We start from the raw sequence: 24,022 nt of genomic DNA on the forward strand, positions 1-24,022 counted from the left end.
TGCCCTTACGGCAGCCGAAAAGATTTGTCGCAATTGCGAGGTTGCTTTTCGCAGATGCACACTCAAGACCTTCCAACGACTTGACCGCTAGCCCGGCGCTCTCCAATGGTTGTTTGAAGGGAGTGAATTTATGCGTCTGCAGGCCAAGTTGAAGCGCGAGTGGCGGTTCCTGAAGGGACTGACCCGCACCCTAAAGCGTGTGAAGTCGATCGCGCCCGACAGCGACAACCTGATCTGCGACGATCTGGAGGCGGCGGTCGACAAGTGGCGGAACAATCCCGCCATCACGTTCGAAGGCAAGACGATCACCTATGCCGAGCTGGACGCGATCGCGAACCGATACGCGCACTGGGCCAAGGGGCAGGGGATCACCCGCGGCCAGACCGTCGCCCTCTTCATGCCCAACCGCATCGAGTACCTGGCCATCTGGTACGGCCTTTCGAAGGTCGGCGTCGCCACGGCTCTGATAAATAACCAACTGACGGGCGCCGCGCTGGCGCACTGCCTCAACATCTCCCAGGCGCTGCACTGCATCGTCGATCCGGAAACCTCGCCCTGTTTCGAGGACGTGAAGGAGCAGCTGGGCCGCCACATCCAGCAGTGGGTGCTGGGTCCGGTGCACGGCGACCAGCGCGACCTGGTCAACGCGCTGAAGAGCTGCAGCCAGCTGCGACCCGATCGCCTGACGGCCCGCGACGGCCTCAAGGCCAAGGACACCGCCCTCTACATCTTCACCAGCGGCACGACGGGCCTGCCCAAGGCCGCGCGCATCACCCACATGCGCGCCCAGCTCTACATGCGCGGCTTCGCCGGCTCGACGGACTCGCGCGCCACCGACCGCATCTACGTGACCCTGCCGCTCTATCACGCCACCGGGGGCCTCTGCGCCATGGGCGCGGGCCTGCTGAACGGCGGCAGCATCGTGCTGCGCAAGAAGTTCTCGGCCACCCACTTCTGGAGCGACGTGGTCAGCGAGAACTGCACCATGTTCGTCTATATCGGCGAGCTGTGCCGCTATCTGGCCAACCAGCCCGAGAACGAGTTCGAGCGCGCCCACAAGCTGCGCCTGATCTTCGGCAACGGCCTGCGCCCCGACGTCTGGGACGACATGCTCGACCGCTTCAAGGTCGGCGGCGTGCTCGAGTTCTACGGGGCCACCGAAGGCAATGTGTCGCTGTTCAACTTCGACGGCCGCCGCGGCGCCATCGGCCGGGTGCCGGGCTACCTGAAGAAGAAGTTCAACATCCGCATCGTCAAGTTCGACGTCGAGACCGAGACCCCCGTGCGCAGCGCCAATGGCTGTTGCATCGAGGTCAAGCCTGGCGAGATCGGCGAGTGCATCGGCCATATCGCCAGCGATGCGCGCTCCAACTTCACCGGCTACGCCGACAAGGCCGCCACCGAGAAGAAGGTGCTGCACGACGTCTTCGAGAAGGGCGACGCCTGGTTCCGCACCGGCGACCTGATGCGCCAGGACAGCGACGGCTATATCTACTTCGTCGACCGCATCGGCGACACCTTCCGCTGGAAGGGCGAGAACGTCGCCACCAGCGAGGTCTCCGAACGCCTCGCGGGCTTCCCGGGCGTCAAGGAGATCAATGTCTACGGCGTGCCGGTGGGCGATCTGGACGGCAAGGCCGGCATGGCTTCGCTGGTGGTCGGCCCCGAGTTCGAGATCGACAACCTGGCCGAATATGTCGACCGCGAGATGCCCGCCTACGCCCGTCCGGTGTTCGTGCGCCTGCAGCCCGAGATCGAGACCACCGGCACCTTCAAGTACCGCAAGATCGACCTGGTGAAGGAGGGCTTCGACCCGGCCGTGATCAAGGACCCGCTGTACTTCCGCGAGCCCGGCAAGGGCTATGTGAAGGTCACCAAGGCCGCCTACACCAAGATCCTGGCCGGCGGGTTCAAGCTCTGAGCCTGTCGGAAGCCTGGTCGCCGCTGGCGATCTTCGCGACCCTGACGTCCAAGGACCCCGCGCGCCGCCCGGTGCGCGGGGTTTCCTATGGCGACCATCCGCGCCAGCGGCTCGACGTCTACGTGCCGGCGAGCGGGGCGGGGGGCTGGCCGGTGCTGTTGTTCTTCTACGGCGGAGCGTGGAACTCGGGCCGCCGGAAGGACTACGGTTGGGCCGCGCGCGCCCTGGCGGCGCAGGGCTTTCTGGTTGTCACGCCGGACTACCGTCTGCACCCCGAGGTCGTCTATCCGGCCTTTCTGGAGGACGGCGCACTGGCTGTGCGCTGGGCGATCGAGCACGCCCCGCGGTTGGGCGGCGATCCGGCCCGGCTGTCGCTGGCCGGGCACTCGGCCGGGGCCTACATCGCCGCCATGCTGGCGCTGGACCCGTCATACCTGGCCGCCGCCGATGTCGCGCCCGGCGCGGTGAAGGCCTTCGCCGGGCTGTCGGGGCCTTACGCCTTCCTGCCGCTGGACGGCGCAATCTCGACCCGCACCTTCGGGCACGTCGACGACCTGCCGACCACCCAGCCGATCGGCTTTGTCCACGCGGGCGCACCGGCCGCGTTCCTGGCCACGGGCGAGGGCGATCACACCGTCCGGCCCCGCAACACCCGCAAGCTGGCCAAGGCCCTGCGCGAGGTCGGCGTGGTCGTCGAGGAGCAGGTCTATCCCGGCCTCGACCACGCCGCGCCCTTGCTGGCGCTGTCGCGGCCGTTCCGCCGCAAGGCGCCGGTGCTGGACCAGATGACGGGGTTCCTGAAGGCTCATGCCGGCTGATCCCCACGCGACCATCCACCGCGCCGTGCTGCGCTGCGATTGAACGCGCGGGCCATCCTGTCTATATGGCCCTGACTGAACGCGGGTCATGTGTGTGGCGACCTCGCGAAATCCCAGTGTTTCAACGAGATAAGAAGGGGGCGTCGCCATGCTTCTGACCATGATGAAGGCCAAGCTGCACCGCGCCACGGTGACCCAGGCCGACCTCGACTACGAAGGTTCGATCGCCATCGACCGCGACCTGCTGGACGCCTCGGGCATCCTGCCGAACGAGCAGGTCGACGTGCTCAACATCACCACCGGCGCGCGCTTCACCACCTACGCCATCGAAGCCCCGCGCGGCTCGAAGGTGATCGGCGTCAACGGCGCCGCCGCCCGCCTGGTGCAGAAGAACGACACCGTCATCGTCGTCACCTACTGCCAGATGCCGGCCGAGGAGGCGCGCAACTACGCCCCGACCGTCGTGCTGCTCGACGAGGGCAATGTCATCAAGCAGGCCGCCTGATGCGGTCGGCCGCCGCCCTGGCGCTCCTCCTGGCCGGCGCCCTGGCGCTGGCCGGCTGCGGCGGCTCCAAGCTGCCCAAGGGCGTCGACGAAGACGCCCTGACCCAGGCCGTGGGCCGAGCCATCGGCTCGCCCTCGACCTGCGTGCTGATTGCGCAGGCCGACGGCAAGGTGCTCTGGACGGGCGGGGGCTACATCTCCTGCGCCCGCAACCTGCCGACCTGCGAGGGCAAGACCTCGACGGCCCAGGACGTGCTGAAGGCCAACCTGGCCGGCGAGGCCAGGTTCGTCAGTTGCGACAGCTCGGCGACCAACCGCGTTGGCTGGGCCATGGGCCCGATGCCCGCCGGTAAGGGCCGCCAGGCGTCCGGCCTGCGTTATCTCGCGGTCATGGAGGGCGAGCGCGCCCTGCCGGGCATCGAGATCCAGGACCGCGTCGAACGCGCCTTCGTCCGCGCCGGTTTCTGACAAAAGAAAACCTCGCTCCCGGTGGGGAGCGAGGTTTCCTGTTTCAGGACTGATCCTGGCCGTTACTGCTGCGCCTCGTAGGTGGCGCTGACCTGGATCCGCACCTTCAGCTCGCCGCCCGAGATCGCCGTGGAGTCGGCCATCTCGCGCTTGGCCATGGCGAACATCGCCACGGGCTGCGGCGAGGGCGTGTAGCCGCCGGCCTCGTTCAGGCTGACCAGGCGCACCACCTTGTAGCCGGTCGCCCGGGCGTAGAGGTCGGACTTGGCCTTCAGGGCGGCCACGGCCTTCACGCGCGCCTCATCCTCGGCCTTCTGCGGGTTCTGCAGGCCGAAGCTGATGCCGCTGACGGTGTTGGCGCCGGCCGAGGCCGCCGCATCCACTGTCTGGCCCAGCTTCGAGAGATCGCGCGCCAGGATCGTCACCTGGTTGCTGGCCTGGTAGCCGGTCAGGCGCGGCGGCTTGTTCTCCTCGTACACGTACTGCGGATTGACGTTGAGGTTCGAGGTCTGGATGTCGCGCTCGGCGACGCCGGCCTTCTTCAGCGCCGCGATCACCTTGTTCATCGCCGTTCCGTTGGCCGACAGGGCCGCGGCGGCGCTGGCGCCTTCGGTCTGCACGCCCAGGGTGATGGTGGCCATGTCGGGCGCCACGACGGTCTCGCCCGAGGCCGACAGGTTGAAGGTGGTGGCGCGGAAGGCCGCGTCGGCGCCTTGCGCGGCCGCGGGCAGGGCCGACAGGGCCAGGACGGCGGCGCCGGCGGCGGCCAGGACCGGGACGGTCGAGCGGATGCGGATCATGGTTCTTGTTCTCCTGCGCGCGGGGACCCAACAGTGCGTCGACCCGCGATTGGTTCCCCTGTCGCAAACTCAACCTGAACCGCACCTTTAAGCCGCGTGCAGCCCATGCTAATCGACCGGTCCTCGCCCGCGCCGACTCTCGTCCGCGCGACATGGGGGCCTGTAGCTCAATGGTTAGAGCCGACCGCTCATAACGGTCTGGTTGGGGGTTCGAATCCCTCCAGGCCTACCAAAACTCAATTTTAGTTATTGAAATCAATAAATTATTTGAAGCTTTGGGCTTTTCGGAGAAGGCGTCTCCAAAAATTCTCCAACGGCCAACTGAAGGCTGGTCACGGATCACAAGGCGATGGTTCAGGAGGGGCTGAGGCGAGATGGTCATGTAGACGCGGTTTCAAGACCATGACCGACGCATCAATTAAAGTGCCCCGGGGGAGAGGTTGACGGTCCACCATCTTTGCGGGAGTGACACTCGTAGCTTCACCTTTGGTCAAAGCGCGAGTCGTTCCATGCCGTTGTCCGAGGCTTATCAACATTTGGGGTCTCTATTCTTCCCCCATCACTTGGCGGCCCGCGATGAGGTAGAGCGGCAAAACACCCGGTTCGCGCACTACACCAGCGCGGCGGTGGCAATGAGCATCATCCAAGACCCTTATGTCTGGATGAGAAACGCGCTGACGATGAACGATTTTTCCGAAATGCGTCACGGCCTTGACTGCATTATCCCAGCCTACAAGGATCCTGAAGTCGGCGGCCGTCTCCGCGAATTCATTGAAGAGATACATCCCGGCTTACCCAACCTTTTTGAGGAGCGGTTCAATAGCTGGCTACCCCACTTTGAGCAGAACACCTTCCTCACATCCTTGTCACGGCATGATAAGAGTGAGGATGAGTATGGACGGTTATCGATGTGGCGCGCGTACGGTCAGCGGAATGGCGTAGCCCTCATTCTTAAGAACACACCGTTTATGGCTGAAACCGACCAGCTTAAAGCTGTGTCATCTCCTGTTAGCTATCTTACGCCTCAGCAGTACAGTGCGCGTCTTAAAGATATCATTGATGGACTAATCGTCCGACGGGATGAAGTCGCTGCGCTCGATCGCGACATACTTTTCGGTTCGCTATTTGTGATGTTCAAGACGGACATGCTCTGTACCAAGCACCCCGGATTTGCCGAGGAGCAGGAATGGCGTGTCTATTATTCACCCGGAGCGGACCCATCGCCAGTAATTGAACCAGCCTTCGCCGTCGTGGAGGGAGTCCCCCAGCAAATTCATCGCATTCCTTTGCGCGATGATCCGGCGAACGGTTTGGTTGGGGCAGGCATCAATAGCCTCCTTGACCGGATCATCATCGGCCCCAGCAGTCAGCCACTGACGATGTTCAACGCCTTTGTGGGCTTGCTAGAGAAGGCAGGTGTCGAAAACGCCGCCGAACGTGTCTTCGTTTCGGACATCCCGCTGCGCACCTGATGGGAGCAGGCTGATTTTTGGAGATGGCTCCAGGCCTTTCAGCCCCTCAGCTATTGCTGCCCAGATACCTGCGCACTTCCTCCACCGACGCGCCGGCGTGTTCGCAGGCGGTGTGCAGCTGTTCCTCGCTGACGCCCAGGGTCTCGGTCCAGTAGCGGACGCTGCGGGGCTCCTGCAGGTCGATGGACCTGTCGGCGTCGGCGGCGGGCAGGGCGGGGGGAACGGATCTGACGTGGGGCATGGCGGCCTCCTCTGGGAGGTGAAGCCGCAAAGCGCCGCCGCGTTCCATCGATCGCCCGTCAGCGGCCGCCGTCCTGCCTGTCGGGGTTGCGGCGGGACGGCGGCCGGGCGGCCTCGAGGTACGGGGGAGGAGGGCCGCGCCGTTCGAGGGGCGGTGCGGTGGAGCGCCGATCGAACGTTGGTATCCTGCCTGTCGGATCGTCGTCGCGCTTGGAGGATGGCGGCCGGATTTGTCGAAACCGGGCCTGTCCGCGTCCTGATCGCCGCCGCCAGGTCCGCCGGACGGGTTGAAGGCCCTGCGACATAACGTCCTGCGACAGGCGTTTACGAGACGCCGCCTGCACTATTTTCATCGATGTCAGTCGCTCGCGACATAACAATGTTCAAAAATCGGCGTTTCCCTTGTGGCTCAACCAAAGCCTGTCCCGAAAATTGACGTTTCTCCACTTCTGGGGGAGGAGGAATCGACGACTCTCCACCTGAGGGAGCGGTAACGTCCGCGACCGCCTCCGCAGCCACCCCTAATGCTCGTTAATCACTCGACAAGGGCGAGCGCCGCAAGTCTTACGCGAGTGAATGCTGTTCGAATTTCCAGAAGGGGCGGCCGGACATGAAAAAACTAGCGACTTCAGTTTTCGTCGTCGGAATGATGGCGTTCGTCACGATTTCGAGTTCGGCGACGGCTGCTACGGCGTCGAGTTCTTTCCAGGTCAACCTGACCATTCAAGGCGAATGCAAGGTTCAGTCGGCCTCAAACCTGGATTTCGGGTCGCGAGGCGTGCTCGACGCCAGTATCGACACCACCAGCACGATCGGCGTTCAGTGCACCAATTCCACGCCCTACACGGTCGCGTTGAGCGCCGGGGCGGGCACCGGCGCCACCGTGGCCGCGCGCAAGATGACCAGCGCCGCCAACGACACGGTTAACTACGCGGTCTACCGTGACGCGAGCCGCACCCAGGTGTGGGGCGTCACCCAGAACGTCGACACCCAGGCCGGCACCGGCAACGGCGCGGTGCAGTCCTATACCGCCTACGGCCGGCTTTCGGCCCAGTCCACGCCGGCCCAGGGCGCCTACAGCGACCTGGTCGCCGTGACGATCACCTACTGACATGCGTGCGGTCGTCCTCCTGGCCGGTCTGGCCCTGGCCGCGCTCGGCGGCGCGCAAGCGACCGCCGCGTCGCTGCGCGTCAGCCCCGTGAGCCTGGACCTGCCCGCGGGCCAGAACGCGACGACCCTGACGCTGCAGAACGACGACGCCGCACCGCTGAATGTCCAGATCCGGGTGTTCCGCTGGACGCAGGCCGGAGGGCGCGATGTGCTGACCCCGGCGACGGGCGTGGTCGCCAGTCCCCCGATCGCCAAGGTCGATCCGGGCGCCAGCCGCACGGTGCGGGTCGTGCGCCTCGACGGCCGCGCGCCGGAGGCCGAGGAATCCTACCGCCTGATCGTCGACGAGCTGCCGCCGCCGCTGAGCGATGCGGGCCGGCAGGTCACCCTGCTGATGCGCCATTCCATCCCGCTGTTCTTCGGATCCAGCCGCGAGCGGCCCCGCATCGAGTGGCGGCTGCAGCCGTCCGAAGACGGCGGCGCGGCGCTCGTCGGGCGCAACACCGGCGCCCGCCGCCTGCGTCTGGCCAATCTGAAGATCGGCGACGCTTCCGGCGCGGTCCTTGCCGAACGCAAGGGTCTGGTGGGTTATGTTCTGCCTGGAGCGGAAGTCTCCTGGCCCGCGGGGGCCTTCCAGCCCGCCGCCGGAGTTCGGCTGATCGCCGACACCGACACCGGGCCGATCGATGCGCCGCTCAAGAGCGACTGAGGCGGCCCTTCTGAGCGCCGTCTTCACCGCCCTCGGGACGAGCGTCCTGGCCCAGGACCTGCCGCTCCCCGATCTCAAGGCCATCGCCGCCATGCGCGAAGACCTGCAGCTCGAAGTCTGGATCAACAGCCGCAACACGGGCCTTGTCGCCGCCGTCGAGCGGGAGGCGGACGGTCGTCTGCGAATGCGCGCCGACGAGATGCGCGCGGTGGGACTGGCCGCCCCCGGCGGCGAAGGGCTGGTGGCGCTGGACGGCGTCCCGGGCCTGTCGGCGACCTATGACGACCTGGGCCAGCGCCTGATGGTCACGGCCGACGTCGATCAACTGGCGATCCAGCGCTTCGACCTGTCGGTGCGGCGCGAAGCCGCCGGCGCCCCGCGCCAGGATCTGGGCGCGGTGCTCAACTACGTCTTCTCGGCCGACGCCGGCCAGGTCGACGCCGACGACGACCTGGGCCTGGACGCCATCGGACTGGCGCTGGACGGTCGTGTCTTCGGCCGGTTCGGAACCCTTTCCAGCGGGCTGTCGGCCAACCGCGTCGGCGACGCCACGCGCCTGGTGCGCCTGGACACCACCTGGTCATGGTATGATCCCGAGCGGATGCTGGGCCTGCGGGGAGGGGACTACATCAACGGCGGTTTCGCCTGGACCCGTCCGATCCGCATGGCCGGTTTCCAGGTGCGCCGCGATTTCGCGACCCGGCCCGACATACTCACCATGCCCTCGCCGCGACTGGCCGCCACCGCCGCCGCGCCCTCGACGCTGGAGCTCTACGTCAACGACAACCGGATTCTGAGCCGGCCGGTCGGCGCAGGTCCGATCCGGATCGACGGCCTGCCGTCGGGCCAGGGCTACAGTAATGTGCGCCTGGTGCTGGCCGACGCCGCCGGCCGAGAGGTGGCGGTGGATGCGCCGTTCTTCGCCACGCCGCTGCTGCTGCGCAAGGGATTGGCCGACTTCTCGGCCGAGGCGGGCTTCGCGCGCCGGGGCTTCGGCGTCGAGTCCGCCGACTACGCCGGATCGCCGGTGGCCTCGGCCAGCCTTCGCTATGGCGTGCTCGACGCCCTGACGCTGGAGGGGCACGTCGAGGCCGGCGCGGGCCTCGTGCAGGGCGGAGGCGGTTTGACGGCGCAGTTCGGCGGACTGGGCGTGGTCTCGGCCTCGGCGGCCGCCAGCCGGGTCGACGGTCGCGCGGGCGCCCTGGCGGCCGTGGTCTTCGACAGCCGGTTCGCCGGCTTCTACATTTCGGGCATGAGCATGCGGGCCTCGGCAGGCTATCGCGACCTGGCCTCCGTCACCTCGCGGCCTTCCTTCTATCGCAACTGGCGGATGGCGGGCGACGAGCCGCCGCGGGCCATCGACCAGGTCACGGTCTCGACCCCGCTTCGCCTGGCCCCCCTGATGCGCAACGGCGACGCGCCGGTGTTCAGTGCTTCCTACAGCGCCCAGACCCCGGCGGCGGGGCCCCGTCGCCAGGTCTGGAGCGGCTCGTTGCGCCACACCCTTGCCGATCGCGTCACCGCCTACGTCACGGCCTATGCGAGCCGTGGCGAGCGCCGCGACACGGGGGCCTTTCTCGGCGTCTCCATCCCGCTGGGCTCGACGGGGTCGGCCACCACAGGCGTCCAATCCCAGGGCGGCGACACCTTCGGCTTCGTCGAGGCCAGCCGCGCCGAAACCCAGGCCAGCGGCAGCTACGGCTGGCGCGCCCGGATCGAACAGGGCGCCCGGCAGGGCGCCGAGGCCCAGGCGGCCTATCGCGGTCACAACGCCCGGGTTTCCGGCGCGGTCCAGTACGCCGATGGCGCGGCGCGCGCCCAGGTGCAGGTCGAGGGCGCGGTGGCCTGGCTGGGCGGCGTGGCCGCCGTCACCAATCGCCTGGAAGGCTCGTTCGCCATGGTGGAAGTCGGCGCCCCGGACGTGCCGGTGCTCTACCAGAACCAGAAGGTGGGCCGCAGCGACCGCAACGGGCGCTTGCTGGTGCGCAATCTCGAGGCCTTCGACGTCAATCGACTGTCGATCGACAGCCAGGACCTGCCGCTGGAGCTAGAGGTCGCCCAGACCGAACGCGCCGTCACGCCGATGGCGGGGGGCGGGGCCGTCGTGCGCTTCGGCGTGGGCAAGAGTCCTCCGGCCGTGCTGCTGACCCTGAAGCGGCCGGACGGAAGCTTCGTGCCGGCGGGGGCCGAGGTGATCCGCGCCGGCGTCAACGAGCGGGCGATCGTCGGCTACGACGGCCAGACATTCCTGACGGGCGTGGCCGGGGAAGTCGAGCTGCGGGTGATCGTCGAGGATGGGAATGAGTGCCTGGCGCGCCTGGCTCTGGGCGACGCCGCCAGGGAGGGAGGCCGGCATGTGGTCGAAGCCGTCTGCCGTTAGGATCGGTCGAACCCGGCTCATGGCGCTGGCGGGGCTGCTGCTGGCGCTCGTGGCCTGGATCGGCGCGCCCTCGCGCGCCGAGGCCGCCGCCAGTTGCAACGCCTCCATCTCGAGCGTGAACCTGGGATCGACCCTCAGCCCGTTGACGGCGGGCACTGTCGACGCCACGGCGACGCTGAATTTCACCTGCACGGGTCTGACACCGCTGCTGCCGGTGTCGTTGTGTCCCAATCTCGACGCCGGCTCCGGCGGCAGCAACGGGTCGGGCCAGCGCTACATGGCCGGGCCCGGCGGCGCGACCGTGCCGTTCCAGATCTACCAGGACAGCGGCCGCACCCAGCCCTGGGGCTCGTCGGCGCTGCTGGTGTTCGGCACGGTGCCGACCATTACCGCAAACCCGGGGACAGGCAGTTCGATCAACGTCAACCAGACGGTCTATCTGCGGCTCTCGACCAGCACGACGACGCTGCCGGGCGCCTATTCCACCAGCTTCACCGGCCAGACCTTCTTCTGGGGATTGAACCTGCTGAGCTGCGCCGGCGTCACGGTCGGCTCGACGATCACGCCCGCCACCTTCACCTTCAGCGCCACCCTGATCCCCGACTGCACGATCTCGACCGGCAATCTGAGCTTCGGCAATGTCGGCGTGCTCAGCGCCAACAAGGACGCCCAGACCGGCATGTCGGTGACCTGCACCAAGGACACGCCCTACGCCATCGGCCTCGACAACGGCCAGCAGGGGACCTCGGCCACGGCCCGCCGGATGAAGGCCGCAAGCCAGTACGTGACCTACGGCATCTACAAGGATGAGGCGCGAGGATCACCCTGGGGAACCGGCGCGGGTCTGACCGTCGGCGGGAGCGGGACCGGCGGGGGGCAGCCGCTTACCCTCTATGGCCGCGTCCCGGCCCAGTCGACGCCGTCGCCCGGAACCTACGGCGACCAGGTGATCGCCACGGTCACCTACTGAGCCAGGTCCCAGGCGAAGGCCTCGCCCTCGAAGGCGTCGGCGCCGCGGCCGATGGCGGCGACGGCGGAGACCATCCGGCCCCCGCGCGCCAGCGCCGCGTCGGCGAGGGCGACCATCAGCGGGTTGGGCGTCGCCGAGGGCGACAGCGTCCGCAGCGTCCGGGCCAGTTCGGCTTCGTCGCGACCGGGCGCGAGGCGGCAGGCCAGGATGAACGCCGCCGCCGTCGAGCGGCTGACCCCCGCATAGCAGTGCGCCAGCAGCGGCCGCGCGCCGTCCCAGGTGTCGGCGAAGGCGAGCAGGCGGGCGATCAGGCCTGCGTCGGGCGGCGTCAGTCCTTCGCGCGGCTCGGCGATGTCGTGGAAGGCCAGATGCAGGCGCAGCCCGCCCGCGATCTGAGGGGCTTCGGCCGTCGGCGACAGCAGGCTGATCACGTGCGAGGGCGCGTGGGCGGCGAGATGCGCATCCAGCCGGCTCAGCGGGCAGACCGCCAGGATCATGCCAGCACGGCCGCCAGGCCCAGCAGCGCGCCCAGTTCGGCGACCTGTTCGACCGCGCCCAGCACGTCGCCGACATAGCCGCCGATCAGCCGCTTCGCGAGCAGGGCGGGCGCCAAGGCCAGGACTGCCGCCAGCCCGATCGCAGCCACCGCGCCCAGAGGCGGCGCGAGCAGCAGAGGCCAGAGGCCCAGCAGCGCGGCGATCAGCACCTCGATCGGCTTCACGCCGTCGGGGGCCGGCTTGTATTTGGCGTCGGCCCGGTCGCTGACGTGGGGCAGGGCGGCCATGACCGCCACGGCGGCCACCCGGCCGATCCCGTGGGCGGCGAACAGAGCCAGCGCCGCTTGCGCCGGCGCCAGAGTCGCCAGGGTCGCGGCCTTGGTTCCCAGCACGACCACCAGGGCGAGCACGCCATAGGTCCCGACCCGGCTGTCCTTCATGATCTCCAGGCGGCGCTCGCGGGTCTGTCCGCCGCCCAGGCCGTCGGCGCTGTCGGCCAGGCCGTCCTCGTGAAAGCCGCCGGTCAGCAGCAGACCCACGCCCAGCGCCAGCAGCGCCGGAACCCAGCCGTCCCAAACCTGGCCCGCCGCCAGCAGCACCAGCGCGCAGATCCCGCCGACCAGCAGCCCGACCAGCGGAAAATAGCGCGCCGAGCGGGTGATCCAGTCTGGCTCGAAGCCGCGCAGGGGCGGGGTCGGCAGCCGGGTCAGGAACTGCACCGCGCAAAGCAGCAGATTCAGCTGTCGGCCGATCATCCCGCGCCGGCCAGCACGTCGGCCAGGTCGGCGACCTGCGTCAGCAGGTTGGCCGCCGCCGCCAGCAGCGGGGCGGCCAGAACCGCGCCGGTGCCTTCGCCGAGGCGCAGGCCAAGATCCAGAAGCGGTTCGGCGCCCAGCGCCGTCAGCATCGCCGCATGGCCTTTCTCGGCCGAACCATGGGCGAAGACGCAGTAGTCCAGCGCCTCGGGAACCAGGCGCACGGCCGCCAGGGCCGCGGCGGTGGCGATGAAGCCGTCGACCAGCACCGGACGCCTGAGGGCGGCCGCGCCGAGTAGGGCGCCGGCCATCATGGCGAGCTCGCAGCCCCCGAACTCCGCCAGGACGGAGAACGGGTCCTCCGCGTCGCTGCGGGCGGCGGCGCGGGCGATGGCGGCGGCCTTGCGCGCCAGCCCTTCGGCGTCGTGGCCCGTGCCCTGGCCGATGCAGGCGTCCAGCGGCGCGGGCGCCAGGCGATGCATGACCAGCGCCGCGGCCGAGCTGTTGCCGATGCCCATCTCGCCGATCGCCAGCACGTCGGCTTCGTCGAGGGCGCGGCCGGCGATCTCGATCCCGCGCGTCAGGGCCAGGTGGGTCTCCTGCCGGGTCATGGCGGGCTCGCGCGCGGCGTTGCCGGCGCCCAGGCGCACCTTGGCGTCGATCAGGTCCGGATGCGCGGGCAACTGCGCGGCGACGCCGGCGTCCACCACCTTGACCGACACGCCGGTGGCCTTGGCGAAGGCGTTGACGCTGGAGCGGCCCGACAGGAACAGCCCGACCATCGCCACCGTGACGCTCGACGGATAGCTCGAGACGCCTTCCTGTGTCAGCCCGTGGTCCCCTGCGAACACCAGCAGCGCCGTGCGGTCGGCGCGGGGCGCGACGTCATTGGCGATCAGGCCCAGGCGCACGGCCAGGTCCTCGATCCGGCCCAGCGAGCCCGGCGGCTTGGCCTTGCCGTCCAGCTTGGCCCGCAGCTTGGGTTCCAGCGTGCGGTCGACGGCGGCGATGGGCGGGGGCGTGAAGGTCATTGGGTCAGTCTCCATCCGCCCAGGCACAACAGGGTCACCAGCAGCCACAGCAGGGCGCAGGCGCGGCGATAGATGCGAAGGCCGCGGCGCAGGTCGGTCAGGTCCGGCGCGCGGCCGTCGCCGAAGCTGGGGCGCTGGGTGGTCTCGCCGTCGTAGCGGGCAGGGCCGCCCAGCCGCACGTCCAGGGCGCCGGCCATGGCCGCCTCGGGCCATCCGGCGTTGGGCGAGGCGTGCTTGCGGGCGTCGCGGCGCATGACAGCCCAGCCCTTCCAGCCCGCGCCGAGGCAGATCAGGACGCCGGCGAGGCGGGCGGGAACCCAGTTCATCAAGTCGTCGGTCTTGGCCGCCGCCCAGCCGAACGACCGCCAGCGCGGCTCCATGTGGCCGATCTGGCTGTCGGCGGTGTTCACCGCCTTGTAGGCGAACAGGCCCGGCAGGCCGAACAGGGTCAACCACGAGGCCGGCGCCACCACGCCGTCGTTGAAGCTTTCGGCCAGGCTTTCCAGGGCCGCCGCCGTTACGCCGTGCAGGTCCAGGTCATCGACGTCGCGCCCGACGATCATGCTGACCGCCGCACGGGCCGCGGGCAGGTCGCCGGCCTCCAGCGGGTCGAGCACGGCCATGACGTGCTGGTGCAGGCTGCGCTGGGCCAGGCCCAGGGTCGCCAGCAGCGCCACGACCAGCGTCGCCAGCAGGCCGCTGTCGAAGGCCGCCTCCAGCAGGCTGCCGATCAGGATCGCGGCCGCGACCAGGATCGCCACCGTGACCACGCCCATCTCCTTACGGTGCGCGTCGGATCGCTCGGGCCGGTTCCACCGCCGCTCCATCGCCTCGATCGCCTTGCCGATCCAGGTCACCGGATGCGGCAGAGCCTTGTGCAGGCCTGGCGGATAGCCGACCAGGGCCTCGATCAGCAGGGCCAGCGGAGGCGCGAGCAGCAGGGGTTCAGCCATGGCGTCCCACAAGTTCGATCAGCGGGCCCGACTGGCCCTCGATCACTCTTGCCGTGACTCCATAGGCGCGGGCCAGCACGTCCGGCGTCAGGGCTTCGCGCGGCGGGCCGTCGGCGATCAGCCGGCCGTCGACCAGCACCAGCACGCGGTCGGCCAGTCGCGCGGCGATGGCCAGGTCGTGCAGGGTCATGATCACGCCCCGGCCGGCATCGGCGGCGAAGCCGCGCATCAGGTCCACGGCGTCCAGCTGGTGGCCGGGATCCAGGCCCGCCAGCGGTTCGTCGGCCAGAAGCCAGCTAGGCTCGCCGGCCAGCACCCGGGCGAACAGGGCCCGGCCGCGTTCGCCGCCCGACAGGCTTTTCACCTCGCGGCGGGCCAGGTCCTCCAGGTCGGTGTGCTTAAGGGCGCGGGCCACGGCCTGGCGATCGGCTTCTGAGAGGCCCCGCATGCCGCTGTGCGGCGTGCGGCCCAGGCCAACCAGGGTCTCGACGTCGACGGCCCAGGCCACTTCCGGCGTCTGCGGCAGGAAGCCGATCTTCCGCGCGCGTTCGCGGTGGGACAGGGCGGCCAGCGGCGCGCCGGCGAGGCTGACGCCGCCGGCGTCCGGCTTGCGCAGCCCCGCCAGGCACGCCAGCAGGGTCGACTTGCCCGCGCCGTTGGGGCCGACCACGGCGGTGACTTCGCCGGCCCGGAATTCGGCGGAGACGCCGTGCAGCACGGCGCGGCCGCCCAGGGCGACGCTGATGTTCTCGGCGGAAAGCGTGGAGAGGGTCATGCGAGCCTCCGGCGCATGGAGATCAGGAGGGCCAGGAAGAACGGCCCCCCCACGGCGGCGGTGGCCACGCCCAGCCGCATCTCGGCGGCCGAGGGCGTCAGGCGCACGACGATGTCGGCCGCCAGCACCAGGGCCGAGCCGGCCAGGGCGGCGGGAACCAGCAGGGCGCCCGGCCGGTGTCCGACCAGGGGGCGCACCAGGTGCGGGGCGATCAGGCCGACGAAGCCGATCAGGCCGGTCACCGCGACGCTTGCGCCCGAGGCGACGCCGACGCCCACCGCCAGGATCACCCGCACGGCCGACAGGTTGACGCCCAGGGCCGCGGCCCCGGTCTCGCCCAGGGTCAGGGCGTCCAGCGCCTTGCGCAGGGTCAGCAGGACCGCCAGGCCGATGATGATCAGGGGCACGGCCAGCCGCACCTCCTCGATGCTGCGGTCGGCGAGCGAGCCCAGCAGCCAGCTGATGATCTCCTGCGCCGCCCACGGGTTCGGGGCCAGCGACAGGGCCAGGGCCACGCCGGCGCTGGCCACGGTGTTGAGGATCACGCCGGCCAGCAGGAAGGTGACCGTGCCGCCGGTGGTGCCGGCCAGGGCCAGCATCGCGATCACGCCAAGCCCGGCGCCCAGGATCGCGCAGGCCGGCAGCAGCCAGGTGGCGGTGAAGGCCAGGCCCAGATAGAGGCTCATCACCGCGCCCAGGGCGGCCATGGACGACACGCCCAGCACCCCCGGATCGGCCAGCGGGTTGCGGGTGTAGCCCTGCATGGCCGCGCCCGACATCCCCAGCGCCGCCCCGATCGCGACGGCCAGAACGGTGCGCGGCAGGCGCAGTTCGAAAATGATCGCCCAGCGCGGATCGGACCGGTCGATCCAGGCGCTCCACGGCGCCCACACCCGTCCGCTCATCAGCGACAGGCCGAAAAGTACGGCTATGGCTACAAGGAGGCCGCCGATCAGCAGCCAGGAACGACGGGAATGGCTCATGTACGGGCCTTCAGCACTTGGCGGCGGGCGGCCGCCAGGGTCGCGGCGGTGTCGATCAGGGTGGGGCCGCCGCAATAGAGCAGCCGCTCGGGGAAGGTCGCGCGGGTCATGCGGTGGCTCACGCTGGCGAGGGCGGGGTGGCTGAGCATGCGCTCGGCCCAGGTCGGGGCGTCGGGACGGGCCTGGCCGGCCAGCAGCACCTGCGGCGGATCGGCCAGCAGCCTCTCGAGCGAGACATTGCCCCACTTCTTCAGGCCGTAGCGCGAGGCGACGTTCACGAAGCCGGCGCGCTTCATCATCTCGTCGACCAGGGTGCCTTCGCCGGCCGCGAAGCCGTTGGGCTGGAACACCAGCGCCTCCAGCGGCGGCGAGCCGGGCGGCGGGGCCGAGGCCGCCAGCGCCCGGTCGACGCGGGCGATCAGAGCTTCGCCGCGTTCCGGGTGACCGGCGGCGTCGGCGATGCGGCGGATGTCGGCCTGGTTGTCGGCCCAGCTGTTGGGCACCTTGAAGAGTTCGGCCCGCACGCCCAGCCGCTTCAGCGCCGCACGGGTGGCGGGCGAGGAGTGGGCGGCGCTCAGCACCACGTCGGGCCGCAGCGCGATCACCTCCTCGGCGCTCTCGTAGGTGATCGGATAGCTCTTGGCGCGCGCGGCGATGCTCGACTGCTGCGGATCGCGGGCATAGTGGCTCAGCGCCGCGATCTGGTCGCGGTCGGCCACCTCGACCAGCACGCCGTCGAGGCAGGGGTTCAGCGAGACCAGGCGCGGCTTGCGCGACGCGGCGACGGCCGTCCCCGCCGCCAGGCCGGCGGCGAGGCCCGCGCCCAGGGCCGTGCGGCGGCTGAGGGCGACCAGGCTCTTGCGGCCGCCGGCGACGTCGTCGGTCATCGCGAGATCTCCAGGGCGGCGGCGAGGCGCGCCCAGTCGGCGTCGAATCCGGGCAGGCCGAAGCGTAGCAGGCTCGCGTCGTGGTCGAAGGGCCGCGTGAGGACGCCCGCCCGCGCGAGGCTCTCGAAACGGCGCGCCGCGTTTGCGGTGCGCGCCAGACGGAACAGGCTGGTGCCGCCCAGCACCTCGAAACCGGCGCCTGTCAGCAGGGCGTCCAGCCGCGCGGCGTCGTCGGCCAGGTTGGCGCGCGTGGCGTCCGCCCAGGCGGTGTCGGGATAGGCGGCCAGGCCCGCGGCCAGGGCCGGGGCGGAGAGGGGCCATTCGCCCAGGGTGTCGCGCAGGCGGCGCGCCAGGGCCGGACGGGCGATGACGAAGCCGAGGCGCAGGCCGGCCAGGCCGTAGAACTTGCCGAACGAGCGCAGCACGACCAGCTGCTCATGATCGGGCGCGCCGGCGAAGCGGGCGACCGACAGCGACGGCTCGCACTCCACGAAGGCCTCGTCCACGATTGCGCCGCGCTGGCCCAGGGTCAGCACCGCCTCGGGCGGAAGGCTGCGGCCGTCGGGATTATTGGGGTTCACCACCACGCAGATGTCGGCCTGCGCGGGATCGTCGACCAGCTCGGAGCCGACCCGCCGCCAGGCGTGTGCATGGCTGGAATAGGTGGGCAGGGGCAGGCTCACCCGCTCGCGGGGCAGGATCTTGGGCAGCAGCCGGATGGCGGTCTCGCTGCCGGGCATGGCCACGACCCGGCTCGGATCGTCCACGCCGAAGGCCTCGGCGGCGGCCGCCTCAAGCCTGGCCAGGTCGCTGGGGTCGGGCAGCCGACCCCAGTCCTCGTAGGCCTGGGGCGGGACCGAATAGGGACGGGGATTGATCCCCGTCGACAGGTCGAGCCACGGCGCGGGCGCGTTCGGAAAACGCGCTTGCGCCGCGGCCAGGCGGCCGCCGTGTCCGGATAGGGACGACGGCCCGCCGTTCATCAGAACTTCGCCCGCACGCCGGCGAAGAAGCCGCGGCCCACCGAGCCGTAGCGGTAGATCGTCTGGTATTCCTTGTCGAAGAGGTTCTCGACGCGGCCGTAGACCTCGAAGGTCTCGTTGACCGGATAGGAAGCCCGCAGGTCGAACAGCGCGTAGCTCTTCAGGCGGCGGGTGTTGGTGGCGTTGTCGAAGCTGTCGCCCACGTACTGGATCGACAGGCCCGTGGTCAGGCCGCTCTTCCAGTCATAGTCGGCGTTCAGGTTGGCCGTCTCGCCCGCGCGGCGCGGCAGGCGCTTGCCCACCGAACCGGCCGAGCGGTTGATCGGGTCCATGTTGGTGTAGTTGGCGCTCACCACCAGGGCGGGGGTCACCTCGATGGTGGTCTCCAGCTCGACTCCGCTGGTCTCGGTCTTGGCGAAGTTGGCGTAGCCGCCGTAGTTCGGCGGCGTGTTGGTCGAGACGAAGTCGATCTGGTTGGTGATGTCGCGGTGGAACCAGGTCACGGCCGCGCGCACCCGGCCGTTCAGCACGCTGTGCTCGACGCCCAGGTCGACGCTTTCGGACTCTTCGGGCTGAAGGGTCTTGTCGCCGTAGATGCTGTACAGCTGGTACAGCGACGGGGCCTTGAAGCCTTCGCCATAGTTGGCGCGGAACACGGTCACGCCGCCGTTGGGCGAGTAGGTGGCGCCGGCCTGCAGGACACTGGCCTCGCCGAAGGCCGAGTGGTCTTCCTGGCGAACGCCGCCGGTCAGGGTCAGGCCGCTGATCGGCTTGGCCTGCAGCTGCAGGTACAGGCTGTCGGTGCTGGCCGTCTTCGGCGCGGGCTTGGGATTGGGATCGCCCGACCACGGCGAGACCGAACGGAAGCGCGAGCGCTCGCTTTCGGCGCCGAACACCGCGCGCAACTCGTCGCTGATCGTCCAGGTGCCCTGGTACTCGTAGCGCGTGTTCTGGCCACGGGCGTCGAAGGTCACGGGGGTGGCGGTTCCCGGATTGAAGTTGTCACGGTCGATCTGGGTATAGCTGAAGCCCAGGCGGTTCTTCAGCATGCCGTCGAAGTGCGTGGTGCGCACGCCGGCGTAGGACACCAGTTCCTTGGTCTTTCCGTACTCGGCCGTGTCGCCGCTGGTGGCGTCGAACTCGTTCTTGGCCGAGGCGTAGGAGGCGCGCAGGTCGACCGCGGCCCAGTCGGTGACGTTCAGGTCGAGACGGCCGCTGAGGCCGGCGTTGCGGTAGCCGTCCTTCTCCTTGCCGCCATACGACTTGCCGAAGGCCGAGACGCCGTCGGTGGTGTAGTAGGCGCCGGCCAGGCGGAAGCCGCCCCAGTCGCCGCCGGCGCCGAGGGCCGCGTGGCCATAGGCGGTGTCGCGCGAGCCGGCTTCGGCCGACACGCTGGTGCTCAGCGGGCCGTTGGGCGTGGCGGTCAGCAGGTTGACGACGCCGCCGATGGCCTGGCTGCCCCACAGGGTGGACTGCGAGCCGCGCAGCACTTCGATGCGGTTCAGGTTGCCGGCCAGCAGGGTGGCGAAGTTGTAGCCCCCGCCGGTCGAGGCCGGGTCGTTCAGCTTGACGCCGTCGATCAGCACCACGGTCTGGTCGGTCTCGGCGCCGCGGATGCGCAGCTGGGTCGTGCCGCCGACGCCGCCGTTGCGGGTCACGGTGACGCCCGGGGTGCGCGACAGCAGGTCGGAGACCACCACGGCCTGGGTCCTCTTCAGCGTCTCGGCGTCGATCACCGTGGTGCTGGTCGAGACTTCCGACAGCTTCTCGGGTTCGCGGCCGGCGGTGACGACGATCTGGTCGACCGCGGCGGCGTCGTCGGCCAGGGCATAGGCGGGCAGGGCGAGGGCGGGTACTGCGGCCGCGAGGGCCAGCAGGGAAACAAGGCGCATGTCATTCCTCCGTGCGCGACAAGAAGGAGCGTGCTCCAAGGAGGAACACGCCCGGACTGGACGTCGTCATGCGGGGAAGACCCGATCGTACGGCGCACCCCGGCCGGACGAAAAACGACTGCGACGGGCAGGTCTCCTGGCTCGCGGGTCATCGTTGCTGCGCGTCGCCTTCCCAGCAGCGCCCCGAAGGGCGCCGCCAGTGGCATGTGACGCGCGAACTCGCCGCTTACAGTTGCGGGGGCAGCCCGGGTTTCGCACCCGAGTTCCCTTTTCATCCTCTTTGGGAGGAACCTGTCGCGCCGGCTGCACTATATGGTGCGCCGCACACCGTCAATCTGGAGGCTTTGCGTTGTCTGTCACCCTGGTCCTGGGCGGGGCCCGTTCCGGCAAGAGCGCCTTCGCGCAGGGCGCGGCCGAGATCTGTGCAAGGACGAAAGGCCAGAGGCCGGTGATGATCGTCACCGCTCAGGCCTTCGACTCGGAGATGGAGGAACGCATCGCGCGCCACCAGGCCGACCGCGGCGAGGCTTGGACCACGCTCGAAGCCCCCATGGACCTCGTTGCGGCCCTGCGCGGCCTGCCGCCGGGGGCCGTGGCCGTGGTCGACTGCCTCACCCTGTGGCTGACCAACCTGATGCTGGCCGAGTGCGACCTTTCGTCCGCCGGGGCCGAACTGGTCGCCGCCGTTTCGGCCTTCGACGGCGAACTGTGGCTCGTGTCGAACGAGGTCGGATGGGGCGTCGTGCCCGAAAACGCCTTGGCCCGCAGGTTCCGCGACGAGGCCGGCCGCCTGCATCAGGCCCTGGCCCGGGCGGCCGACGCCGTCCATCTGGTCGCCGCCGGGCTAAGCCTGCGGATGAAGTGAGTCGCGCGACTCAGTCGATGGTTGCTCAACTTCGGGAAATGCGACGATTGCGCACGCTGACACCGGGCGTCCCAGCATGGTTAAGACCTGTTCACACATTCGACAGGGCTGGGGCTGGCCATGCGACGGATCCTAATTGCGGAAGACGACATTCTCCTCGGCGGCGTCTACGAGATGCTGCTCGAGGACGCGGGATTCGAGGTCCTGTGGAGCCGTGACGGCCAGGAAGCGCTCGAGGCTTTCGACGCCTTCGCGCCCGACCTGCTGATCACCGACAACTCGATGCCGCGCATGACGGGGGCCGAACTGATCCGCGCCGTCGAGGGCAGCGACGTGCCTGTGCTGATGGTGTCGGCCAGCGACCCCCGCGTGCTGCAGATCGAACCCGACATGTGGCTGGAAAAGCCGATCACGCCGGCTCGCCTGCTTTCGGCGGTGCGCGCGCTGCAGGGGCGCACCGTTCAGGTCGCGGCCTGAAGTCCCAGCGCCAGGGCCGCCGCGACCAGCCCCAGGCCCAGGGCCCACGCGACGCAGAACGCCAGCGTCGGATGGCGTTGCCACCAGCGAGGGTGGGGGACGCCGGTGATGGGTTTGTCGGTCATGCGGTCGTCTCGCGTGGTCCTCGACGAACCAACGCGAGACGCCCGGTCTTCAGTTCCCTCTAGCCGCCGAAGCTGCGCGATCCGCCGCCGAAGCCGCCGCGCGAGATGACGCTGCTGCGGCTCTGCACGCGCGCCGGAGCCTCGTAGCGCGAGGGCGCGTCGAAGCTGTCCTGGCGCACTCGGCTGCGGCCGGAGAGGTAGTCGCGCGAGATCGGATAGCCCGAGCCGCTGTAATATGTGCCGTCGCGGTCGCGATACATCGGCGCGCCGCGATAGCCGCGGTTGTTCATGCCCTCAAGCGCCTGCCCGATGATGAAGCCGGTCAGCAGCGGCGTGAAGAAGCTGCCGCCGCCGTTGGCCTGGCTGCGCGGCACGCACTGGTCGACGCCGTAGCGCTCCTCGCAGCTCTGCTGGTCGGAGAACTTGGGCGCGTTCTCGGCGCTGGCCTTTTGGGCCTCGTCATAGGCCGTCTGGCACTGGTCGGCGGTGAAGTCGCCCGAGGCCTTGCACTCGTCCAGGTTGGCGAAGCTGGAGGCGTCGACCTTCTGACCCGAGACGGCGGCGGGCGGATCGCCCCATTGCGTGGCCGAGCCGGGATCGTCGCAGGCCGTCAGGGTGAAGGCCGAGCCGGCCATGAGGCCGGTCAGGGCGACGGCGCTGGAGCGCTTGCGGCGCTTGGAGGCGGGCAGGGGGGAAAGCGCGTTCATGTCCGGCCTCACGAGGTCATGCAGGCGGCGTTCAGCAGGCCGACGGCCAGCGAGATCGAGGCCAGGTAGACGCCGGCGGCCAGTTCGGCCTTCTCGATCCGGTCGATCAGGTCCTTGAGCACAGTGAAGCGCACCAGGGTGAAGGCGGCGATCTGGATGACGCCGGCCAGCAGCGCCCAGGCGGCGAACTCCATCAGGCTGACGGTGTGGCTGAGCGCCGAAGCCAGCGGCAGCACGTAGCCGACCACGGCGCCGCCCAGGGCGATGGCCGCGGCGACGTTGCCCTCGCGGATCAGCTTGGCTTCGTCATAGGGCGTCACCGCCTGGTAGACGATCTTGAACGCCACGGTGAACACGCCGGCGGCCACGAAGGCCACCAGGAAGGCCAGGGCGCTTTCGCCGAAGGCATTGACGTCGAACATGGTCTATTTCCCCCTGTCAGGTGATTTAGGCGCGGAATTCGCCGACTTCGAGCGGCACGCCGATCATGGTTTCGAACGAGACCTCGCGGTCTTCGGTCTCCATCTCGATGGCCAGCAGCAGTTCGCGGCCCTCGCCGGGCAGGTCGCGGGCGAACAGCATGCAGGTCTGGAAGATCTTGCGGTCGGGCACGCCGTCGCGGTCGTCGTGCAGCTCTTCCCAGAAGGTCACGGGCTCCTGGCTCTCGGCCTCGTCCCCGAACCAGAAGCGATGATATTCGGGCAGGCCCGCGGCGGCGAAACTGCGGGCGCGCAGGCGCTTGCCCCAGGCGTCGCGGTCGGCGCGGCCGCCCGGATAGGCGCTGTCCCAGGGCACGAAGATCGTCACGTCGGTCAGGCGCTGGCCGGCGCGGTCGTCCGACACCGCCTGAAACATCACGTGGTCGTCGGTGTAGAACCGGTGCACGAAGCCGCCGTCCTTGAGGTCCACCAGGCCCTGGGCGGTGATCTCCAGCGTGTCGCGGTCGAGCGGGAACTTGGTATCCGAGCCGAAACGCTTCCAGGCCAGCGGGTCCAGCCAGACGGTCCGGCCCAGGGTCACGTTGCGGATGGCGGGCAGGGCCGACTCCGGGGCGGGTTCCTTGCGGCCGAATAAGCGACTGAACATGGCGGGTCCCTGCGATACTGCCCCTTCATGTACGGCGCCAGCCTGCGCTGTAAAAGGGGCGCCGCTCGCTCTCGACGGCTGGTGTTCAAGCTCCCATCTTGTATGAACACGGCCAAGATGGCCCGTTGAAGAGGATTACGACCCGATGAGTCAGACGCCCTGGACTGTCCGCTCGCTGAAGGCGGCCCTGGACGAAGCGCCCGGACGCGGCGCCGACGAAATCACCGTCAGCGTCCTCGAAGGCGCCGACGAGATCCTGCTGGCCACCATGCACTGGCACGGCGACCTGGAGATCTACATCAGCGTCAGCGACCAGCAGGTCGCCGCCTCGGCCCTGCTGTGGCCGGTCGACGAACAGGAAGACCGCCACGCCTTCAACGAGTTCCTGCTCAAGGCCCAGAAGCTGGTGCCGCTGTCGAACTTCGGCATCTGCGTCGTCGGCGGCCGCGACTACTACGAACTGTTCGGCGAGCTCTCGACCACCACCTCGATCGAGGACATCCTGATCGAATTGCGCACCCTGGCCGAGAACGCCATCGAAGTGGCTTCCGACCTGCGCACCTCGTTCTCGTCCGCCGCCTGACCCAAACCTAGAATTTCCCGGAGCCTTCCG

The 24,022-nt window shown here is 69.3% G+C and carries 27 protein-coding genes, 1 tRNA gene and 1 riboswitch; of the genes, 13 read left to right on the top strand and 15 right to left on the bottom strand.

Going from position 1 to position 24,022, the window contains the following annotated elements:
* Positions 1 to 130 precede the first annotated feature (130 nt).
* The 4 genes from P7A99_RS22015 to P7A99_RS22030 all read left to right on the top strand — a co-directional run bounded on the left by P7A99_RS22015 (position 131) and on the right by P7A99_RS22030 (position 3,711).
* A complete protein-coding gene (locus P7A99_RS22015; RefSeq protein WP_277795880.1) occupies positions 131 to 1,921 on the top strand; it encodes a long-chain-acyl-CoA synthetase in 1,791 nt (596 codons plus the stop codon).
* Positions 1,922 to 1,992: 71 nt separating this feature from the next.
* Complete coding sequence (locus P7A99_RS22020) at positions 1,993 to 2,739, top strand: alpha/beta hydrolase (protein WP_277795881.1); 747 nt, start codon at positions 1,993 to 1,995, stop codon at positions 2,737 to 2,739.
* Positions 2,740 to 2,887: 148 nt separating this feature from the next.
* Positions 2,888 to 3,244, top strand: coding sequence for an aspartate 1-decarboxylase (gene panD, locus P7A99_RS22025; RefSeq protein WP_058347267.1), 357 nt, complete (start codon positions 2,888 to 2,890; stop codon positions 3,242 to 3,244).
* Positions 3,244 to 3,711, top strand: coding sequence for a hypothetical protein (locus P7A99_RS22030; RefSeq protein ID WP_277795882.1), 468 nt, complete (start codon positions 3,244 to 3,246; stop codon positions 3,709 to 3,711). Before panD ends, P7A99_RS22030 begins: the two co-directional genes overlap by 1 nt.
* 62 nt (positions 3,712 to 3,773) lie before the next feature.
* On the opposite strand, the gene P7A99_RS22035 is transcribed toward P7A99_RS22030, so the two are convergent.
* Positions 3,774 to 4,511, bottom strand: a complete 738-nt coding sequence (locus P7A99_RS22035; protein WP_277795883.1) for an SIMPL domain-containing protein — start codon at positions 4,509 to 4,511, stop codon at positions 3,774 to 3,776.
* Positions 4,512 to 4,667: 156 nt separating this feature from the next.
* On the opposite strand from P7A99_RS22035, the gene P7A99_RS22040 reads away from it, so the two are divergent.
* Together P7A99_RS22040 and P7A99_RS22045 are read left to right on the top strand one after the other, a co-directional pair.
* A tRNA-Ile gene (locus P7A99_RS22040) sits at positions 4,668 to 4,743 on the top strand.
* Positions 4,744 to 5,020: 277 nt separating this feature from the next.
* On the top strand, positions 5,021 to 5,983 hold the full coding sequence (locus tag P7A99_RS22045; protein ID WP_277795884.1) for a DUF2971 domain-containing protein: 963 nt from the start codon (positions 5,021 to 5,023) through the stop codon (positions 5,981 to 5,983).
* Positions 5,984 to 6,029: 46 nt separating this feature from the next.
* Here the strand turns inward: P7A99_RS22045 and P7A99_RS22050 are convergent, their stop codons facing one another.
* Positions 6,030 to 6,224: a DUF3606 domain-containing protein gene (locus P7A99_RS22050; RefSeq protein WP_277795885.1), complete on the bottom strand. Its 195-nt coding sequence runs from the start codon at positions 6,222 to 6,224 to the stop codon at positions 6,030 to 6,032.
* 648 nt (positions 6,225 to 6,872) lie between these two features.
* On the opposite strand from P7A99_RS22050, the gene P7A99_RS22055 reads away from it, so the two are divergent.
* From P7A99_RS22055 to P7A99_RS22070, 4 genes are read left to right on the top strand one after another with little or no spacing between them, the layout of a single operon-like run.
* The gene (locus P7A99_RS22055; protein ID WP_277795915.1) at positions 6,873 to 7,334 is read left to right on the top strand and encodes a Csu type fimbrial protein; all 462 of its coding nucleotides are present in this window, start codon (positions 6,873 to 6,875) and stop codon (positions 7,332 to 7,334) included.
* 1 nt (position 7,335) lies between these two features.
* Positions 7,336 to 8,043 carry a fimbrial biogenesis chaperone gene (locus P7A99_RS22060; RefSeq protein ID WP_277795886.1) on the top strand — a complete coding sequence of 236 codons (708 nt, stop codon included), beginning with the start codon at positions 7,336 to 7,338 and terminating at the stop codon, positions 8,041 to 8,043.
* Positions 8,021 to 10,423: a fimbria/pilus outer membrane usher protein gene (locus P7A99_RS22065; protein WP_277795887.1), complete on the top strand. Its 2,403-nt coding sequence runs from the start codon at positions 8,021 to 8,023 to the stop codon at positions 10,421 to 10,423. Before P7A99_RS22060 ends, P7A99_RS22065 begins: the two co-directional genes overlap by 23 nt.
* Before the next feature lie 19 nt (positions 10,424 to 10,442).
* Positions 10,443 to 11,393, top strand: a complete 951-nt coding sequence (locus P7A99_RS22070) for a Csu type fimbrial protein (RefSeq protein ID WP_277795888.1) — start codon at positions 10,443 to 10,445, stop codon at positions 11,391 to 11,393.
* Here P7A99_RS22070 and P7A99_RS22075 read toward each other — a convergent pair.
* From P7A99_RS22075 to P7A99_RS22115, 9 genes are read right to left on the bottom strand one after another with little or no spacing between them, the layout of a single operon-like run.
* Positions 11,387 to 11,890 carry a tyrosine phosphatase family protein gene (locus P7A99_RS22075; RefSeq protein ID WP_277795889.1) on the bottom strand — a complete coding sequence of 168 codons (504 nt, stop codon included), beginning with the start codon at positions 11,888 to 11,890 and terminating at the stop codon, positions 11,387 to 11,389. The genes P7A99_RS22070 and P7A99_RS22075 overlap by 7 nt on opposite strands.
* Positions 11,887 to 12,645, bottom strand: a complete 759-nt coding sequence (gene cobS / locus P7A99_RS22080; RefSeq protein WP_277795890.1) for an adenosylcobinamide-GDP ribazoletransferase — start codon at positions 12,643 to 12,645, stop codon at positions 11,887 to 11,889. The genes P7A99_RS22075 and cobS overlap by 4 nt, the downstream gene beginning before the upstream one ends.
* The gene (gene cobT / locus P7A99_RS22085; RefSeq protein ID WP_277795891.1) at positions 12,642 to 13,676 is read right to left on the bottom strand and encodes a nicotinate-nucleotide--dimethylbenzimidazole phosphoribosyltransferase; all 1,035 of its coding nucleotides are present in this window, start codon (positions 13,674 to 13,676) and stop codon (positions 12,642 to 12,644) included. The genes cobS and cobT overlap by 4 nt, the downstream gene beginning before the upstream one ends.
* The gene (gene cbiB, locus P7A99_RS22090; RefSeq protein WP_277795892.1) at positions 13,673 to 14,629 is read right to left on the bottom strand and encodes an adenosylcobinamide-phosphate synthase CbiB; all 957 of its coding nucleotides are present in this window, start codon (positions 14,627 to 14,629) and stop codon (positions 13,673 to 13,675) included. The genes cobT and cbiB overlap by 4 nt, the downstream gene beginning before the upstream one ends.
* The gene (locus P7A99_RS22095) at positions 14,622 to 15,404 is read right to left on the bottom strand and encodes an ABC transporter ATP-binding protein (RefSeq protein WP_277795893.1); all 783 of its coding nucleotides are present in this window, start codon (positions 15,402 to 15,404) and stop codon (positions 14,622 to 14,624) included. The genes cbiB and P7A99_RS22095 overlap by 8 nt, the downstream gene beginning before the upstream one ends.
* Positions 15,401 to 16,387 (bottom strand): FecCD family ABC transporter permease, encoded by a 987-nt coding sequence (locus tag P7A99_RS22100; protein ID WP_277795894.1) that lies wholly within the window; start codon positions 16,385 to 16,387, stop codon positions 15,401 to 15,403. Before P7A99_RS22100 ends, P7A99_RS22095 begins: the two co-directional genes overlap by 4 nt.
* Positions 16,384 to 17,274, bottom strand: coding sequence for an ABC transporter substrate-binding protein (locus P7A99_RS22105; protein WP_277795895.1), 891 nt, complete (start codon positions 17,272 to 17,274; stop codon positions 16,384 to 16,386). The genes P7A99_RS22100 and P7A99_RS22105 overlap by 4 nt, the downstream gene beginning before the upstream one ends.
* Positions 17,271 to 18,257 carry a threonine-phosphate decarboxylase CobD gene (gene cobD / locus P7A99_RS22110; RefSeq protein WP_277795896.1) on the bottom strand — a complete coding sequence of 329 codons (987 nt, stop codon included), beginning with the start codon at positions 18,255 to 18,257 and terminating at the stop codon, positions 17,271 to 17,273. The genes P7A99_RS22105 and cobD overlap by 4 nt, the downstream gene beginning before the upstream one ends.
* A complete protein-coding gene (locus tag P7A99_RS22115) occupies positions 18,257 to 20,149 on the bottom strand; it encodes a TonB-dependent receptor plug domain-containing protein (protein WP_277795897.1) in 1,893 nt (630 codons plus the stop codon). The genes cobD and P7A99_RS22115 overlap by 1 nt, the downstream gene beginning before the upstream one ends.
* A 109-nt stretch (positions 20,150 to 20,258) precedes the next feature.
* A riboswitch (cobalamin riboswitch) is annotated at positions 20,259 to 20,459 on the bottom strand.
* Between the two features lie 39 nt (positions 20,460 to 20,498).
* Here P7A99_RS22115 and cobU point away from each other — a divergent pair.
* On the top strand, positions 20,499 to 21,014 hold the full coding sequence (gene cobU, locus P7A99_RS22120) for a bifunctional adenosylcobinamide kinase/adenosylcobinamide-phosphate guanylyltransferase (protein WP_277795898.1): 516 nt from the start codon (positions 20,499 to 20,501) through the stop codon (positions 21,012 to 21,014).
* Positions 21,015 to 21,134: 120 nt separating this feature from the next.
* Entirely contained in the window at positions 21,135 to 21,491 is a 357-nt protein-coding gene (locus P7A99_RS22125) for a response regulator (RefSeq protein ID WP_277795899.1), read from the top strand.
* Here the strand turns inward: P7A99_RS22125 and P7A99_RS22130 are convergent.
* From P7A99_RS22130 to P7A99_RS22145, 4 genes are read right to left on the bottom strand one after another with little or no spacing between them, the layout of a single operon-like run.
* Positions 21,476 to 21,616 carry a hypothetical protein gene (locus tag P7A99_RS22130; RefSeq protein WP_277795900.1) on the bottom strand — a complete coding sequence of 47 codons (141 nt, stop codon included), beginning with the start codon at positions 21,614 to 21,616 and terminating at the stop codon, positions 21,476 to 21,478. The genes P7A99_RS22125 and P7A99_RS22130 overlap by 16 nt on opposite strands.
* A gap of 59 nt (positions 21,617 to 21,675) precedes the next feature.
* Positions 21,676 to 22,323 carry a DUF1190 domain-containing protein gene (locus tag P7A99_RS22135; protein ID WP_277795901.1) on the bottom strand — a complete coding sequence of 216 codons (648 nt, stop codon included), beginning with the start codon at positions 22,321 to 22,323 and terminating at the stop codon, positions 21,676 to 21,678.
* A gap of 8 nt (positions 22,324 to 22,331) precedes the next feature.
* The gene (locus tag P7A99_RS22140) at positions 22,332 to 22,745 is read right to left on the bottom strand and encodes a DUF350 domain-containing protein (protein ID WP_277795902.1); all 414 of its coding nucleotides are present in this window, start codon (positions 22,743 to 22,745) and stop codon (positions 22,332 to 22,334) included.
* A 25-nt stretch (positions 22,746 to 22,770) separates the two neighbouring features.
* Positions 22,771 to 23,409 carry a DUF2491 family protein gene (locus P7A99_RS22145; protein WP_277795903.1) on the bottom strand — a complete coding sequence of 213 codons (639 nt, stop codon included), beginning with the start codon at positions 23,407 to 23,409 and terminating at the stop codon, positions 22,771 to 22,773.
* A 145-nt stretch (positions 23,410 to 23,554) separates the two neighbouring features.
* Between P7A99_RS22145 and P7A99_RS22150 the strand changes: the two genes are divergently transcribed.
* Positions 23,555 to 23,992, top strand: coding sequence for a YjfI family protein (locus P7A99_RS22150; RefSeq protein WP_101716179.1), 438 nt, complete (start codon positions 23,555 to 23,557; stop codon positions 23,990 to 23,992).
* Positions 23,993 to 24,022: the final 30 nt, after the last annotated feature.

Origin of the sequence: Caulobacter endophyticus, assembly GCF_029543245.1 — a bacterium.
Lineage (GTDB): Bacteria > Pseudomonadota > Alphaproteobacteria > Caulobacterales > Caulobacteraceae > Caulobacter > Caulobacter endophyticus_A.